14 protein-coding genes are annotated in these 13,412 nt (G+C 37.9%); 2 read left to right on the forward strand and 12 right to left on the reverse strand.

The window, feature by feature from the left end:
- Positions 1-24 precede the first annotated feature (24 nt).
- The 5 genes from HDF25_RS05675 to HDF25_RS05695 all read right to left on the reverse strand — a co-directional run bounded on the left by HDF25_RS05675 (position 25) and on the right by HDF25_RS05695 (position 5,921).
- Positions 25-1,062: a fatty acid desaturase gene (locus HDF25_RS05675; RefSeq protein ID WP_184623664.1), complete on the reverse strand. Its 1,038-nt coding sequence runs from the start codon at positions 1,060-1,062 to the stop codon at positions 25-27.
- A gap of 324 nt (positions 1,063-1,386) precedes the next feature.
- On the reverse strand, positions 1,387-1,884 hold the full coding sequence (locus tag HDF25_RS05680; protein WP_184623666.1) for an HAD family hydrolase: 498 nt from the start codon (positions 1,882-1,884) through the stop codon (positions 1,387-1,389).
- 41 nt (positions 1,885-1,925) lie between these two features.
- Entirely contained in the window at positions 1,926-4,316 is a 2,391-nt protein-coding gene (locus tag HDF25_RS05685; protein ID WP_184623668.1) for a phosphoketolase, read from the reverse strand.
- Between the two features lie 5 nt (positions 4,317-4,321).
- Positions 4,322-5,542 carry an acetate/propionate family kinase gene (locus HDF25_RS05690; RefSeq protein ID WP_260409328.1) on the reverse strand — a complete coding sequence of 407 codons (1,221 nt, stop codon included), beginning with the start codon at positions 5,540-5,542 and terminating at the stop codon, positions 4,322-4,324.
- Between the two features lie 13 nt (positions 5,543-5,555).
- Positions 5,556-5,921: a cupin domain-containing protein gene (locus HDF25_RS05695; protein WP_184623670.1), complete on the reverse strand. Its 366-nt coding sequence runs from the start codon at positions 5,919-5,921 to the stop codon at positions 5,556-5,558.
- A 353-nt stretch (positions 5,922-6,274) separates the two neighbouring features.
- Here HDF25_RS05695 and HDF25_RS05700 point away from each other — a divergent pair, with 353 nt between their 5' ends.
- Positions 6,275-6,835: a helix-turn-helix domain-containing protein gene (locus tag HDF25_RS05700; RefSeq protein WP_184623672.1), complete on the forward strand. Its 561-nt coding sequence runs from the start codon at positions 6,275-6,277 to the stop codon at positions 6,833-6,835.
- 405 nt (positions 6,836-7,240) lie between these two features.
- Here the strand turns inward: HDF25_RS05700 and HDF25_RS05705 are convergent, their stop codons facing one another.
- Positions 7,241-7,939 (reverse strand): DUF1826 domain-containing protein, encoded by a 699-nt coding sequence (locus HDF25_RS05705; protein WP_184623674.1) that lies wholly within the window; start codon positions 7,937-7,939, stop codon positions 7,241-7,243.
- A gap of 427 nt (positions 7,940-8,366) precedes the next feature.
- Positions 8,367-8,732: a SnoaL-like domain-containing protein gene (locus HDF25_RS05710; RefSeq protein WP_184623677.1), complete on the reverse strand. Its 366-nt coding sequence runs from the start codon at positions 8,730-8,732 to the stop codon at positions 8,367-8,369.
- A 99-nt stretch (positions 8,733-8,831) separates the two neighbouring features.
- Between HDF25_RS05710 and HDF25_RS05715 the strand changes: the two genes are divergently transcribed.
- Positions 8,832-9,743 carry an AraC family transcriptional regulator gene (locus HDF25_RS05715; RefSeq protein WP_184623679.1) on the forward strand — a complete coding sequence of 304 codons (912 nt, stop codon included), beginning with the start codon at positions 8,832-8,834 and terminating at the stop codon, positions 9,741-9,743.
- A 109-nt stretch (positions 9,744-9,852) separates the two neighbouring features.
- On the opposite strand, the gene HDF25_RS05720 is transcribed toward HDF25_RS05715, so the two are convergent.
- Genes HDF25_RS05720 through HDF25_RS05740 form a run of 5 tightly spaced genes read right to left on the reverse strand, consistent with a single transcriptional unit; the run spans position 9,853 to position 13,409 of the window.
- Positions 9,853-10,461 carry a MarR family winged helix-turn-helix transcriptional regulator gene (locus HDF25_RS05720; protein WP_184623681.1) on the reverse strand — a complete coding sequence of 203 codons (609 nt, stop codon included), beginning with the start codon at positions 10,459-10,461 and terminating at the stop codon, positions 9,853-9,855.
- A 24-nt stretch (positions 10,462-10,485) separates the two neighbouring features.
- On the reverse strand, positions 10,486-11,637 hold the full coding sequence (locus HDF25_RS05725; protein WP_184623683.1) for a lycopene cyclase family protein: 1,152 nt from the start codon (positions 11,635-11,637) through the stop codon (positions 10,486-10,488).
- The gene (locus HDF25_RS05730; protein WP_184623685.1) at positions 11,634-12,101 is read right to left on the reverse strand and encodes a sterol desaturase family protein; all 468 of its coding nucleotides are present in this window, start codon (positions 12,099-12,101) and stop codon (positions 11,634-11,636) included. The genes HDF25_RS05725 and HDF25_RS05730 overlap by 4 nt, the downstream gene beginning before the upstream one ends.
- A gap of 1 nt (position 12,102) precedes the next feature.
- Complete coding sequence (locus tag HDF25_RS05735; protein ID WP_184623687.1) at positions 12,103-12,576, reverse strand: hypothetical protein; 474 nt, start codon at positions 12,574-12,576, stop codon at positions 12,103-12,105.
- Positions 12,573-13,409: a phytoene/squalene synthase family protein gene (locus tag HDF25_RS05740; RefSeq protein ID WP_184623689.1), complete on the reverse strand. Its 837-nt coding sequence runs from the start codon at positions 13,407-13,409 to the stop codon at positions 12,573-12,575. The genes HDF25_RS05735 and HDF25_RS05740 overlap by 4 nt, the downstream gene beginning before the upstream one ends.
- Positions 13,410-13,412: the final 3 nt, after the last annotated feature.

The raw sequence follows: 13,412 nt of genomic DNA on the forward strand, positions 1-13,412 counted from the left end.
ATTTTGTGCTTGCAATTTTCTATTTTAAGAAGCTTCCTTTGTTTTCTGGTAAGGATTGTGGTGGTTTTTGAGAAAATGTTTCTTATAATCTTTATAGCTATTCACTGCGCCCAGAATGCTCATTATTTTAATGTAGTACCAAGCCAGGTCGATTTGGTGAGTTTTGAAACCACTTCTGGCGCTTTTAGGATATAAATGGTGATTGTTATGCCATTCACCGGCGACAATACCTGGCCACAATTGATTGATAGATTTGTCTTTATCACTGAAGTCTGTGCCTGCCCTTTGTTTGTCCTTTCCTTTCGCGTGGCCTTCGTAATTAAATGTCCTTACACCAACCGCCCAGAATCCTGCTGCTCCAAAGAGACTACAGGCGAGTGCGTGGCCACCGATAAGATAGAATGCTAAGTACCAAAAAGACCAGTTAAGTAGCCAGGACACTATTGCATACGATGGATTCACATAAGAACCCCATTTTTGATATTGTTTGTAAGTATTGGCTGTCACACCTGTATGCTGCATCAGCATTCTAACCCGGTTATAATCTGTTTCACACAAATCTTTTGCTATAGGCTGGTGGTTAACATCAGCAAGAAAACAATATAAAAAACCCGCCTGCGCATTATATGGGTCACCAGGTTGATCTGATTTGGAGTGATGTACATGATGTGAAATCACATATATTTCTTCTGGGATCACATTTAATGTTAAATTTTGTGTAAAAAACCGCCAGAATGAGTTGCGGAATTTATAGGCGCCATGCGTGCAATAGCGATGGTGCCAGATCGTTCCATGAGTACCCATAATAATCATGCTATAAACAAACGCAGCCAATACTGTCCACCAGCTTAAAAAATTGAACAGGAATACCAGAAAAAATGGAACCAGACAGGCTACTTTGAGCCAGCTAAAAAAAGGAAGCCAGTTTTTTCGGTCTTTAAATACATTTAACCTTGAAAAAAACTCGCGGAAGATTTGGTTTGTTGTTGGTTTTATTGATGTACCCTGGTCGTCTTGCCACCCATATGAGGGGCGCTGTAATACATAATCCAAAAATGGCATAGCGTAAAAAAATTGGTTAGTTTATTAATAATCTTATGTATGTCAATCGAGGCGCAATTATAATAAACATATTAATTAAATGAAATAGAATTTCAAGGAAAATGTACATTTAACTCAATTTAAATCGAATATTGGAGGGGTATTGTTGCCATAGAGTTCTAATGTTATTATAGAAAGGGTTGCTCCGTGATAAGTGACCAATCGTGTCCCGGATGGTTTTTTATCTAATTTCTGATAAACAAAACTTGTATCTTATCGGTATCTGTGGTATTAAGTTTTACAGTTATGAAAAAAGTAAGTAGAAGATGGTTTATGCCGAAAATTTTACTGATGCACAAAAGAAGAAAATAGAAACTTCATTGAAAAATGTTGTTGAATGGGGTAGGAGGCCCTGAGGAAACTAAAATTATTATTCGGGTTACTGTTTACCATTATAATGCCAACTGATTCTGGGCGTATTTTATCTGATAGAGCGATGTATCCGGCAAGTTTGTGATCAATGATGACAAAAACTACAGTTTCCGTGTCGTTAGATTTAAATCCTTCAGGCACATTTATGCTTTCTTCCTTTAAATAATCTGGGCCAACCACTAATACGCTCTTATCCTCAACTATAGCTTCTACACCCTGGCCGGTAATGGCTTTAAAATCTTTGACCGGTGGCGTACTTATCTTTAGATCGCTAGCTTTTTTTAGAATACCGGTCGCAATAGGATGTTCTGATTTAGTAAGCATTCCGGTTTTATCAAAAACGACCGTGGTGATTTTCCTGGAATTTTCAAATGAAGTTCTATTCTTAATCAAAATAAACCGAATGCTCATATCCCGACAATGGTTGGGCCCGGGCGGTATCTGTAAGTTTCTCAGTTATCATCGCTTTGATTCCATTTCCAATTAAGTATCTCCGGCATATCCTCACCATGGGCATCAATAAAGTGCTTATGTTGTATAAGTTTATCTTTCATCATTTGCTTCAGGTAATCTCCTTTAGCGCCAAGATTCGGAACACGGTCAACAATATCCTGAACCAGGTGGAACCTGTCCAGCTCATTCTGTACGCGCATATCAAAAGGAGTAGTGATAGTACCTTCTTCTTTGTATCCCCTAACGTGCAAATTAAGGTTAGTACGACGATAAGTTATACGGTGGATCAACCACGGATAACCATGAAATGCAAAAACAATATGTTTATTTTTGGTAAACAGCGAATCGTAATCCTGGTCGCTCAGACCATGGGGATGTTCGCTGGCAGACTGTAGTTTCATCAGGTCAACAACATTAACTACCCGAACTTTCAAATCGGGTAAATGTTTGCGAAGAATAGAAACAGCTGCCAGTACTTCTAAGGTAGGGGTGTCTCCGCAACTCGCCATAACCACATCTGGTTCCGATTCCTGGTCATTACTTGCCCATTGCCATATCCCAATACCTTCAGTACAATGAATTACGGCAGCATCCATCGTTAACCATTGAGGCAGCGCATGTTTACCGGCAACAACCACATTTACATAATTCCTGCTGCGTAGGCAATGATCAAAAACTGATAAAAGGCAATTGGCATCGGGTGGTAAATATACCCGGACAATGTCGGCTTTTTTATTAATGACATGGTCAAGAAATCCCGGGTCCTGGTGAGTGAAACCATTGTGATCCTGTTGCCACACATGCGAAGAAAGCAAATAATTCAGCGAGGCTATATTGCGCCTCCATGGCAATTCTTTAGTAACTTTCAACCATTTAGCATGTTGACTGAACATAGAATCGACGATACGAATAAAGGCTTCATAACTATTAAAAAGGCCGTGTCTGCCAGTAAGTAAATACCCCTCAAGCCACCCCTGACACTGGTGTTCACTCAGTTGTGCATCCATTATCCGGCCTGATGGCGCTAAAAACTCATCATTTTCTTCTTTTTTTGCATCCCATTGGCGGTTACTAACTTCAAATACAGCACCTAATAAGTTCGAGAGGGTTTCATCCGGCCCGAATACACGGAAATTATCTCGGTTGAGCTTAATTATATCCCGGAAAAATTTTCCCAATATGGTGGTATCTCCAAGCTGTACTGAACCTGGCGAAGGTATAGTTACAGCATGGTCTCTAAAATCGGGCATATAGAGATCGCGCAATAACATACCGCCATTGGTATGTGGATTTGCGCCCATACGCCGGTTGCCTTTCGGAGCCAAATCAGCTAGTTCGGGTATAAGTGTGCCGTTTTCATCAAATAGTTCCTCGGGCTTGTAGCTTTTCATCCAGATCTCCAGTTGCTCTACGTGTTCGGGATGTTTGATATCTACCAGAATAGGTACCTGGTGTGACCGAAATGTTCCTTCATTAGGCAAACCATCAACTTCTTTTGGACCTGTCCAACCTTTTGGTGAGCGTAACACGATCATTGGCCAGCGCGGGCGGGTATTATCATTATTATTTCGTGCATTTTCCTGATATTGCTTGATGTCTGCTATGGCCTGGTCTAACACACCTGCCATTAATTGATGCATAGTTTGCGGATCATCACCCTCCACAAAATACGGTGTCCAACCGCAACCTTGCAGAAACTTCTCTAATTCCTCATGTTCGATTCTGGAAAGTAAAGTGGGATTGCTAATTTTATATCCGTTTAAATGCAAAATGGGCAACACCGCTCCATCCGTGATTGGATTTAAAAATTTATTGGATTGCCATGCTGTTGCCAGGGGGCCAGTCTCAGCTTCGCCATCGCCAATAACACAGGCCACTATCAGATCTGGGTTGTCAAATGCAGCACCAAAGGCATGACTAAGCGAATAACCCAATTCTCCACCTTCATGGATGGAGCCTGGAGTCGTTGGTGCAACATGACTCGAAATACCACCGGGGAACGAAAATTTGGTGAATAATTTTTTCATCCCGGCTTCGTCTCTTGTAAAGTCTGGATAAACGTCGCTCCAGGTACCTTCCAAATAAACGTTTCCTACGATAGCCGGTCCACCGTGTCCTGGACCGGCGACATAAAATAGGTTAAGGTCATACTTAATAATGATGCGGTTCAAATGCACATAAATAAAATTTTGCCCCGGCGTGGTACCCCAATGTCCAACAACAAGCGGTTTAACGTGGGAGAGTTTTAAAGGCTCTCTCAAAAGTGGGTTGTCATATAAATAGATCTGTCCTACCGAAAGGTAATTAGCAGCGCGCCAGTAAGCATCCATATTTTTAAGTAACTCAGGGGATAGGGGTGCTGCCACTGTATTTATTGTTGCTGTTTCCATAAATATTAATTTTTAATGTTATAACTCAAAAGTTTATATACTGATTTCGCAATCATTAATTCTTCGTTAGTCTTGATCACCCAAACGGATGCCTTATCGGTACCTATTGAAATGAATGTTTCATTCTTGATATTTTTAGTTTCATCTAGTTCAATCCCTAAAAATTGAAGCCCTTTGCAGATCCGTTCGCGAATCTCAGGTGAATGCTCTCCTATACCACCAGAGAATATAAGTGTGTCCAAACCACCAAGTACAGCAGCAAAAGCGCCAATCCATTTGATCGTTTGGTAGCAAAAAAGCTCAACAGCCTCTGCAGCCCGATGATCGTGTTGCTGTATGTTTAGCAGTTCCTGCATATCGGCTGTAGTTTCTGAAATACCTAATAGACCCGACTCATGATTAATCAGGTGGTTGAATTTTTTAGGGGAAAGCTTTTCCGATTTTATTAAATACCAGGCAACGCCGGGGTCAATATCGCCTGTGCGGGTACTCATCGTTAAGCCGGATGCTGGCGTAAAACCCATACTGGTGTCCATGCTTTTCCTATCTTTTACTGCTGCAAGGCTTGCTCCGCTGCCCAAATGTGCCATGATAATTTTACCCATTGAGGCCTTAGCGCCTGCAATCTGTTCAAATTCTTCCATGAGATAAGAATAAGAAAGGCCATGAAAACCATAACGCTTGATTCCTTTAACCTGATATTTACGTGGTATGGGCAATAGTTTTGCGATATTGGGCATTGAGGAATGGAAAGACGTGTCGAAACAAGCCACCTGATCCAACTGCGGGAAGTGCTTTTTAAATGCTTCTACCAATTTGATCTCTGCGGGAAGGTGCTCTGGATCGTAGGCGCTGATCTCTTTTAATTCCATTATCAATTTTGCAGTAATGAATTCAGGTGATCCATGATTCATTCCCTGGACTATCCGATGTCCTATTGCCTTTATCTGGACAAACTCGGTCTCCTTTGCAAGCCAGTTAACAAGCCAGTCCGCAGCTTCACAGTGGTTTGCCACTTTGATACCAATTTGGCGCTGTCGTTCTCCACCAGAACGCATAAAGTTGAGGTTTGTACTACTGCTTCCAATATTTTCCATTTCACCGACCAGCAATTGATTAAGTGAATCATCCATTTCATACAAAGCATATTTAATACTTGATGAGCCTCCGTTTATCGTCAGTAAGCAGTTTTTTGAACTATCATACATGGAATTTTCTCTCTTCATGGTTTAGTTTTGATTAATCATAACCACTTTTGATGATGGTTTGGATCATCTTGAACCGTCCGTTTGGTTTGATGAAACTGGAAAGATGGGCTGGAATGACAATACCTTGCCCAGATTTAAGATGGTTGGAGACCTGGTCGATAACAATTTCAGCTTCTCCTTCAATGATCTGGGCGAACGTATCAAAAGGGGTTATCTTTTCAGTCAATCCTTCCCCACTGTCAAAAGACATAATGCTGATGTTGCCAGTAGATTTTTTGATGATGGTCTTTATAACTACCGCATTTGGTACATATTCAATGATTTCCACGATAATGTGCGACTTCCCTTTTTCTATTTCACTAATATTCAGCTCATCCTGTTTATTTTTTTGATCCATAATCTGCTTTTTTGGAATAAATAAATGTATATGCATCATGCTTTACCTGGAAACGAGATTTAGTTCACGGCAATAGGATAACAGTAAACATTATAAAGATGAGGTTCCATTTTTTTGCAGTGTTACACAACTTGATGAATAAGTTACATTATTCACACCTGTGAAATGAATTTTGTCTTTTACAATACGCTTAAATATGGCTTATCTTTTTAAAAATGAAACATTTACCCTTTTTGTCGGTTAATTACAGTAATAGCTATAAAATAGCTTAAGGTATAGAGCTGTTTATTCTCCCACATTTCAATCAGATCTTAATCCAGACAATCCTACATATTTAATAAATAGGTACAATCATGAAACTTTATGTCAGAAATATGGTCTGTATCCGTTGCAAGATGATTGTCAAACAGGAGCTGAAAAAGCTTTCTTTGCATTTTGTAGTCGTAGAATTAGGTGAAATAGAGATCCTGGGAAATATTTCTCCTGCCCAATTGGAAGAACTTGATGTGGCTCTTTTGAAGTACGGTTTAGAGTTAATGGATAACAAAAAAAGTATTTTGATAGAAAAAATCAAAAAAGTAATAGTGGAGCTAATCCATTATGCTGATGAGCAACAGAAAATTAATTTTTCTGATTATCTGAGTGGAAAACTAAACCATAATTATACCTATTTAGCTAATTTGTTTTCTGATACGGTAGGAATTAACATAGAGCACTATATCATAATGCATAAGATAGAACGTGTGAAAGAATTACTGGTTTATGATGAGTTATCCCTCACCGAGATTTCCTATAAACTGCACTATAGCAGCGTTGCGCATTTATCCAATCAGTTTAAAAAGATTACAGGCTTAACGCCATCGCACTTTAAGAAGTTGAAAGTATATAGAAAGGGTATTGTGAATCTAGAATAATGCAATCTGACTGGATATTAAGAATATTCTTTTAATAGTTGCCTATAATCCATTAAGACGGATGATTTTGATCTAAATCCAATAAATTCATCGTCATCATTGATAACCTGCAGGTGCCCTGTGCCAGTTTCATCAAAATGTTAATGTCATGCAAGTATTTTAGGAGAAGAGAAAAACTATGCCGATCAGGGCATGATAGTCGCGTAATAACTTACCGTTTCCAGTACCAATGCGGTAAAGGTGATTTGCCTGGGTACATTTTGTTTAACCAGTTGATTCAAGAGACAGCCATTGCCACTCAATCCTCCTGTAGGCAAGCCTGATTAATAAACATGATAATGTGTTGTAATGTGTTTATTGTTAGTGTTTTGGGAGGTAAAAAACCTGTATACTTCAAATCATCATTTAACAAATCAGAAGCAGCCGATATTCACCGTCATTTTCTATAGGTGCCCGATGAACACATGGTAAAACTTTTTGTTCAGGATGATCTACTGCTAATTTCCAAAGATGACCTAATCCTAAAATTATTGGCTGAATATTGGGTTTAGGTTGATAATGCAGATCGAAATAATATTCCTTCAAAAAGGTTTCAAATTCCGCTTCTGAACCGTTATGTAATTCTTTGAGTTTTTCCCGGATTTCAGGAATCAATATTTTTTGTTCAACCTGATGATTGGGTAAGATTTCACTTGAAGCACCATGATAGGTGCATAAAAATGTATCCGTTCCAATAGTTGAACGATCTATATGATAAGAATATACATCTGTTGAAATGAAGTCTAACTCCTCATCTCTTTCGTAACTTTTAAGTAAATTGAGTGAAGGCGATGCTCCGAAATCTGCTAATAACTGTAAATCACTTAAGATAGTTTCCCTTGCCATATTACCTTTTTCTGATAATTGAAGCGCTAAAAGGTCTTCAATGAAAACTTCTGTAATGTTCTCTTTTAATTGAAGTTTAGACACAATTTCTTTAAAATCTCCAACTAAATTTCTGGACCAGCAAATTGCATTAATAGCTCCTTGAAAATTGGTATTTATAAGTTCAGAAAAAGTAGAAACCATTCCAATTTGATTGTTTTCAGGGAATTTATTTTTCATATTCTGGAATAAATAATTTAGTCGATTAATTCTTTGCAAGAATAGGGAATAGGTTAGAAGAAACCCAACATTATCGTTTCAAATTATCTTATGAAAAATACCATTGCTATTTTAAAAATACTTTCCTTTCATTTATGAATGTTCCGCCTTTTAAAGGAAGAGGACTTTGTCAAATCAAACATTCATTCTAATTGTACTGTGTATGCAGATAAAATCAACTTGTGAAATTACGCCTGGGCAAATAGTTCGAATTCAACCCGGCCTTGGGGATTTACATACTTGTAGATTTCATCCCTCTGATGGTTTTCTAATTTTCGTTGAATTTCTGTTCGCGTTCCGCGAGGTGGAGCGCGAACAGAAGTTGAATTGCATTTTTTAAGATGTGAAAGCTTATAATAGTTTATTGGTTTGAAAAAATAACTGATTTCTAATAAAAAAAGGTTTCGGTTATGATCTTATCGTCTTTTACGCCAAAAACTGCAATTTCTGCCAATTGTAAGCGCTGTCCATTTTTTAAAGTCATGTCCCTGCCCATGGCTACGCTAAAATAATTACCTCCAATTACAGGTTCGCTACAAAAAAAGCTGTGTACCTCTTCTATAAGTTCCTGCCTGGCCTTTGATTTTACTAGAACCGCTTCAATACCTTTGGTTATGGTAGGTACGCCCATTGCCAAAGCATGCTCGGGTTCGGTACAAACAATGTCGGCACTGTAAAGTTGTTCATAAATTTGTACTACTTGTCTTTGCTGAAAGAGATCGTAATAACGATTGGCTAATTCCTGAGTTGTCATTTGTTTCTTGATTAATTAATAATCTAAAGGTAGCTCACCATTTGACACTTAAAGTGTTAGATAGTGTTGTATATTTGCTCAATCGTATCAATTTATTAAATGGACGCTTTAAGTACAATATTAGAGGCAACCGGGCTAAGATGTGTTGTTTATAGTAAATTCCCCCTCGCGGCCCCGTGGGGACTTGATATTATTAAGGATGAAAATTCGCAGTTCTGGCGGTTAGTGAGTGGTAGTTGTACTATTGGTGCACCTGATGGTCGTATCATAGAACTGGTAGAGGGCGATCTGGTATTTGTGCCTCACGGAAGTGCTCACTGGATAGCAGATAAACCTACAAGTTTACGTATACCTTCACCACAGTTCGTTAAGGCACGCAGGGAAGGGATACCTATTTTTAATAGTGGTGGTGATGTAACTACACTTATAGCCGGCCATTTTGAATTTGATTACCAGTCCTTACATCCTTTTTTAAAGGATTTGCCTTCAATTATTCATATTAAGCAATACAAGACAGAAAACCAGCTGTTACTAAAGCAAGTGACACAACTAATGCTGAAAGAACTCAATAACGAAGGGCCGGGAAGCAGCGTAATGCTGAAATGTTTGTCAGAAATTATGTTTATCAATATCATCAGAGCATATATAGAACAGGTATTGCCAGCTGGCGGTTTTCTTTCTGCATTAAATGACCCAAGGATCAGTAAGGCCCTAAAACTAATACAGGAGTCGCCCCAAAACAATTGGACGCTTGAATCTCTTGCATCGGAAATTGGTATGTCGCGTTCGGTTTTTTTTAATCAGTTTAAAAAGATGGTGCATGAAACACCGTTGAGCTATCTAACTAATTGGCGCATTAGGCGAGCTCAAAAGCTATTGACAACAGAGAACTGTAATATATCAGAAATCGCAGCAAGCGTAGGTTATCAATCGGAAGCGGCTTTTAACCGGATTTTTAAATCAAAAACGGGGCAGACTCCCGCAGTATATAGAAGAAGTAAGTTTTTTTAGTAATTTTTTTCTCTTGTATTCCTTTACAACTATGGTATCGCTACTATTAATCAACGCTCACAAGTAAATACATTTTTATACTGTTCTCTGGGTTTTTTATTGGTAAACATCAAAACATCCCGTTTGATTCGATTTGATGAACTTTTTCAAGTTTTAAAAGGATGTTTATAAGGTTCATTTTCTCGTTGTGCGAAAGTGGTCCGGTCACTTGAGCAGATGCTTTTCTAATATTTCCCATGCTTTCATCCAGGAGTTTTTTCCCTTTTGGAGTGATATGGATCATTTTATTTCGTTTATCACTATCTAAAGCATGCTGTTCTGCCCATTCATTTTTAATCAGCCTGTTAATGATTTGTATTCCGGCAGATTTTTCATGAATATTTAGTCGGATGAGTGAAGTTTTACTCATACTTCCAAATGAAACTAAGCTGATTAAATAAATAAACTCGTCAGGAGTTGAAAAAGGAGTATTCACTATAGCCGTTTTTGCATGTATTTTTGCATATCTGTAAAGATGTACCAGCGAAGTATTGATTACACTATCTGCAGACCGTCCTTTTTCTTTTCCTTCCCATTCCGGTTCTGGTAAATCATTATTGTGATTAGAATGCTGATCGAGCCAGTGCCTGAATGTATTTAGATCATGTGAAGTATGAACAGACTCTTTTTCATATATTTTCACCAGAGTGACCAGTTCGTTAATTAAGTCGTATAACATGATTCAGTTGATTTAATGTAATAGTTAAGTTATTATTCTTAGGGTTCGATTTAATAATGCAATTGCAAACTCCTTTTTATTTAAGGTTTTAAAGATATGCATCTCTTCAATTAGAGAGGTCTCATTATCCAGAAATTTCAAAATTTGTTTTGCCTTGTTTTTTTTGAACAACTTTGAAAAGATCTCTTCACCGGAAAGGCGTCCGCTGCCGAGTAAATGCAAAAGGGTAGCATCATAAGTTTTAAATCTCTTTGGAAAAATTGATGGAATAATCGGATTTCCGGATTTCTTTAGCCGCTCCACAATAGCGGCGGTATGTTTCTGTATAAAGCGGAAGGTATAACCTGTAGATCCCTTCGTAAATCCGCCGGCAGTACCAAGATAAATAATCCGGCCTTGTTGTCTTTGGACAGGATGGTCAGACATTGGAATTACCCCATATTCCTGCTCTTTAATAGTGTACTGTTCACAATGCAGTTGCTCGTGGATATATTGTTTTAAAGCGGTGGTATAATCTTCAGTTGCCAATTCCTGTTCGGAAAAGACCGTATACTCTACTAAAGCGAGCTTTGGACTTACTGGCAGCACATAGACGAATGATGTTCCTGTTTGCTGAGGAGTTTTAAAATCCATTAGGGTTGCACATTCAGCATCAAAAATAATGTTTTCTGTTTCTATGATCCAACCCATGAAATGTTGTAGCAAATATTGGTAACGTTCCGGTCTTTTGTTCTGGATAGGTGGAATGCTGGAGAAAGTATAATCGGAACTATAGACTTCTCCATCAATGATTGCATAGGCTTGTTCGTTTTCTGTATAGAGCCTTTCTACATTTCCTTTTATTGTTGTGATATGAGGGTTCCCTGATAGTTTTTCGTCAGTATAGGTATAGAAGTCTGTTGCCCGGATCATTTTATACTCATAAGGATAGATATTTAATTCCTGACGGATAAAATAGCTGGAGAAGGATAAACGATTCCATTTTTTGTATACCACTGGTTCAAATACATCCATATGCTTTTCCCAGAAACACCATGTTTTATCATTACCTTTTTTTGGGGATTTATCTACAAGTAATAGCTGTTTATTAGAAGCTTTGAGATAAGGCAGCATGCGTATAGCCAAACTACGGCCGGAACACCCACTACCTGCAATAATATAATCAAAGTGCTTCATAATTGTTTTTCTTGAGACTGCTGCCAATATTTTCTGGAGGCGAATAACATACCGAATGATTCCCCATGGTGTTTGTCCAGATGCTTATGATGCATTTTATGTGCGCGTTTAATGGTTTTGATGTACCTGTTGTTACTTCGTGAAAACCATTTGAAGCGTTGATGGATAACCACATCATGTATGATAAAGTAAGCGATGCCATATATTAAGATACCCAGTCCCATGTAAAACATCCAATTGAACCCTGATTTAGCTCCAAAGAAAAACAGGAGAATGCTTGGGGTAGCAAAGATTAGAAAAAAGGTATCGTTCTTTTCAAAAAAATGAGGTTTTTTTTGATGATGGTCTTTATGTAATATCCATAATAAACCATGCATGACAAATCTATGGGTAAACCAGGCGACGCCTTCCATAAAAATAAAGGTGCCTGTTGTAATGAATAAATAAATAATCCAGCTATTCATTTTAATGCAATTTAGAATTGGACAAATAGGTTAGGATATCTTGCTTCAGTTTTTGATCTTTTGTAGTTTTTAGGTTAGCCAGCAAATACTTTTTATCCTCATTTATATCGTTATGATAGCTAAGGAAGGCAGGAAGGTTTGTTTGAATCATAAATCTCAAAAAACGTATTTCCAGATTATGTGGTTCCTTTTTTACGGCCTCTTCTATCAATTTTTTTCCTTTTTTAAATCTTACGAACTTATTAATTGGGTTAGATTTATGTTTTGCCTGCATCATCTCGGCAGCACCTTTATAGCAGATCAAAAGAGGAGGAGAGGTATGGTCTACAGTAGAAAGGAGTTTTAAAAGTCGCTCTGCCACAACTTTATTATTTGCGGAGGCTCTGAACAAGATTTTTACTTCCTGAATTTCCGGCTCTGCTGAATAGGTTTTCGTTGTAAACAGCAGCAGAATTAAAAATACTGTGGCCTTCATATCGTGTTTGTTTTATACCTGATGATGGAGTCGAACATCAACCCGAATTTATGTGCGTTGGAAATACGAATCCTTCCTGACATTACTTTTTCAGCAGTACTGCTTTTGATTTTATTAAATAAATTCTTATAATAAATATAGGCAAGATGAACACCATTTCTGGATGATGAAGGTAATTGCCGGATTCCGGTTAAGGCTAGTTTAAAGTCTGCTTCTATTTCTTGTTCAATGATCTTCTTTTCAATGTTGGAAAAGGCAGATAAGTTCACGTTTGGAAAATAAGTACGGCTTAAGGTATAATAATCTGCATTTACGTCTCTGAGGAAATTTACCTTTTGAAATGCAGAACCTAATTTCATTGCTGAATCTTTTAGTTTTTCATACTGTATTTTGTCCCCTTCAGTAAAGACCTGTAAACACATGAGACCTACTACTTGTGCAGAACCAAGAATGTATTGATGGTACTTTTCAGGCGTATAATATTCTTGTTTGAGATCCATTTCCATACTTTGAAGGAATAATTCTATCAATTCTTTATCGATATGGTATTTGTTCACAACCTGCTGAAAAGAGTTGAGCACCGGATTTAGGCTTATTCCGTCTTCTATGGCCTCAAAGCAATCTCTTTTAAATTTTGAAAGTAAAATTACTTTGTCATAATCATGAAAGCTATCTACGATTTCATCGGCCAGTCTTACAAATCCGTATATGGAATAAATAGGGTGACGAAGTCTTTCGTCCAAAAAATAAATACCCAATGAAAAACTTGTGCTGTAACGTTTAGTGATCATTTTGCTGCATTGTGCCGATAACTTGTCAAATATTTCTTTCATGGT

Source organism: Pedobacter cryoconitis (assembly GCF_014207135.1).
In the GTDB taxonomy this organism is placed as follows: domain Bacteria; phylum Bacteroidota; class Bacteroidia; order Sphingobacteriales; family Sphingobacteriaceae; genus Pedobacter; species Pedobacter cryoconitis_D.

What these genes read in the sequence shown, in the direction of transcription:
- HDF25_RS05735 (WP_184623687.1), bottom strand. Translation starts at nt 12,576, where the DNA reads ATGAAGGCCACAGTATTTTTAATTCTGCTGCTGTTTACAACGAAAACC.
- HDF25_RS05680 (WP_184623666.1), bottom strand. Translation starts at nt 1,884, where the DNA reads ATGAGCATTCGGTTTATTTTGATTAAGAATAGAACTTCATTTGAAAAT.
- HDF25_RS05675 (WP_184623664.1), bottom strand. Translation starts at nt 1,062, where the DNA reads ATGCCATTTTTGGATTATGTATTACAGCGCCCCTCATATGGGTGGCAA.
- HDF25_RS05710 (WP_184623677.1), bottom strand. Translation starts at nt 8,732, where the DNA reads ATGACAACTCAGGAATTAGCCAATCGTTATTACGATCTCTTTCAGCAA.
- HDF25_RS05690 (WP_260409328.1), bottom strand. Translation starts at nt 5,542, where the DNA reads ATGAAGAGAGAAAATTCCATGTATGATAGTTCAAAAAACTGCTTACTG.
- HDF25_RS05685 (WP_184623668.1), bottom strand. Translation starts at nt 4,316, where the DNA reads ATGGAAACAGCAACAATAAATACAGTGGCAGCACCCCTATCCCCTGAG.
- HDF25_RS05725 (WP_184623683.1), bottom strand. Translation starts at nt 11,637, where the DNA reads ATGAAGCACTTTGATTATATTATTGCAGGTAGTGGGTGTTCCGGCCGT.
- HDF25_RS05715 (WP_184623679.1), top strand. Translation starts at nt 8,832, where the DNA reads ATGGACGCTTTAAGTACAATATTAGAGGCAACCGGGCTAAGATGTGTT.
- HDF25_RS05700 (WP_184623672.1), top strand. Translation starts at nt 6,275, where the DNA reads ATGAAACTTTATGTCAGAAATATGGTCTGTATCCGTTGCAAGATGATT.
- HDF25_RS05705 (WP_184623674.1), bottom strand. Translation starts at nt 7,939, where the DNA reads ATGAAAAATAAATTCCCTGAAAACAATCAAATTGGAATGGTTTCTACT.
- HDF25_RS05695 (WP_184623670.1), bottom strand. Translation starts at nt 5,921, where the DNA reads ATGGATCAAAAAAATAAACAGGATGAGCTGAATATTAGTGAAATAGAA.
- HDF25_RS05740 (WP_184623689.1), bottom strand. Translation starts at nt 13,409, where the DNA reads ATGAAAGAAATATTTGACAAGTTATCGGCACAATGCAGCAAAATGATC.
- HDF25_RS05720 (WP_184623681.1), bottom strand. Translation starts at nt 10,461, where the DNA reads ATGTTATACGACTTAATTAACGAACTGGTCACTCTGGTGAAAATATAT.
- HDF25_RS05730 (WP_184623685.1), bottom strand. Translation starts at nt 12,101, where the DNA reads ATGAATAGCTGGATTATTTATTTATTCATTACAACAGGCACCTTTATT.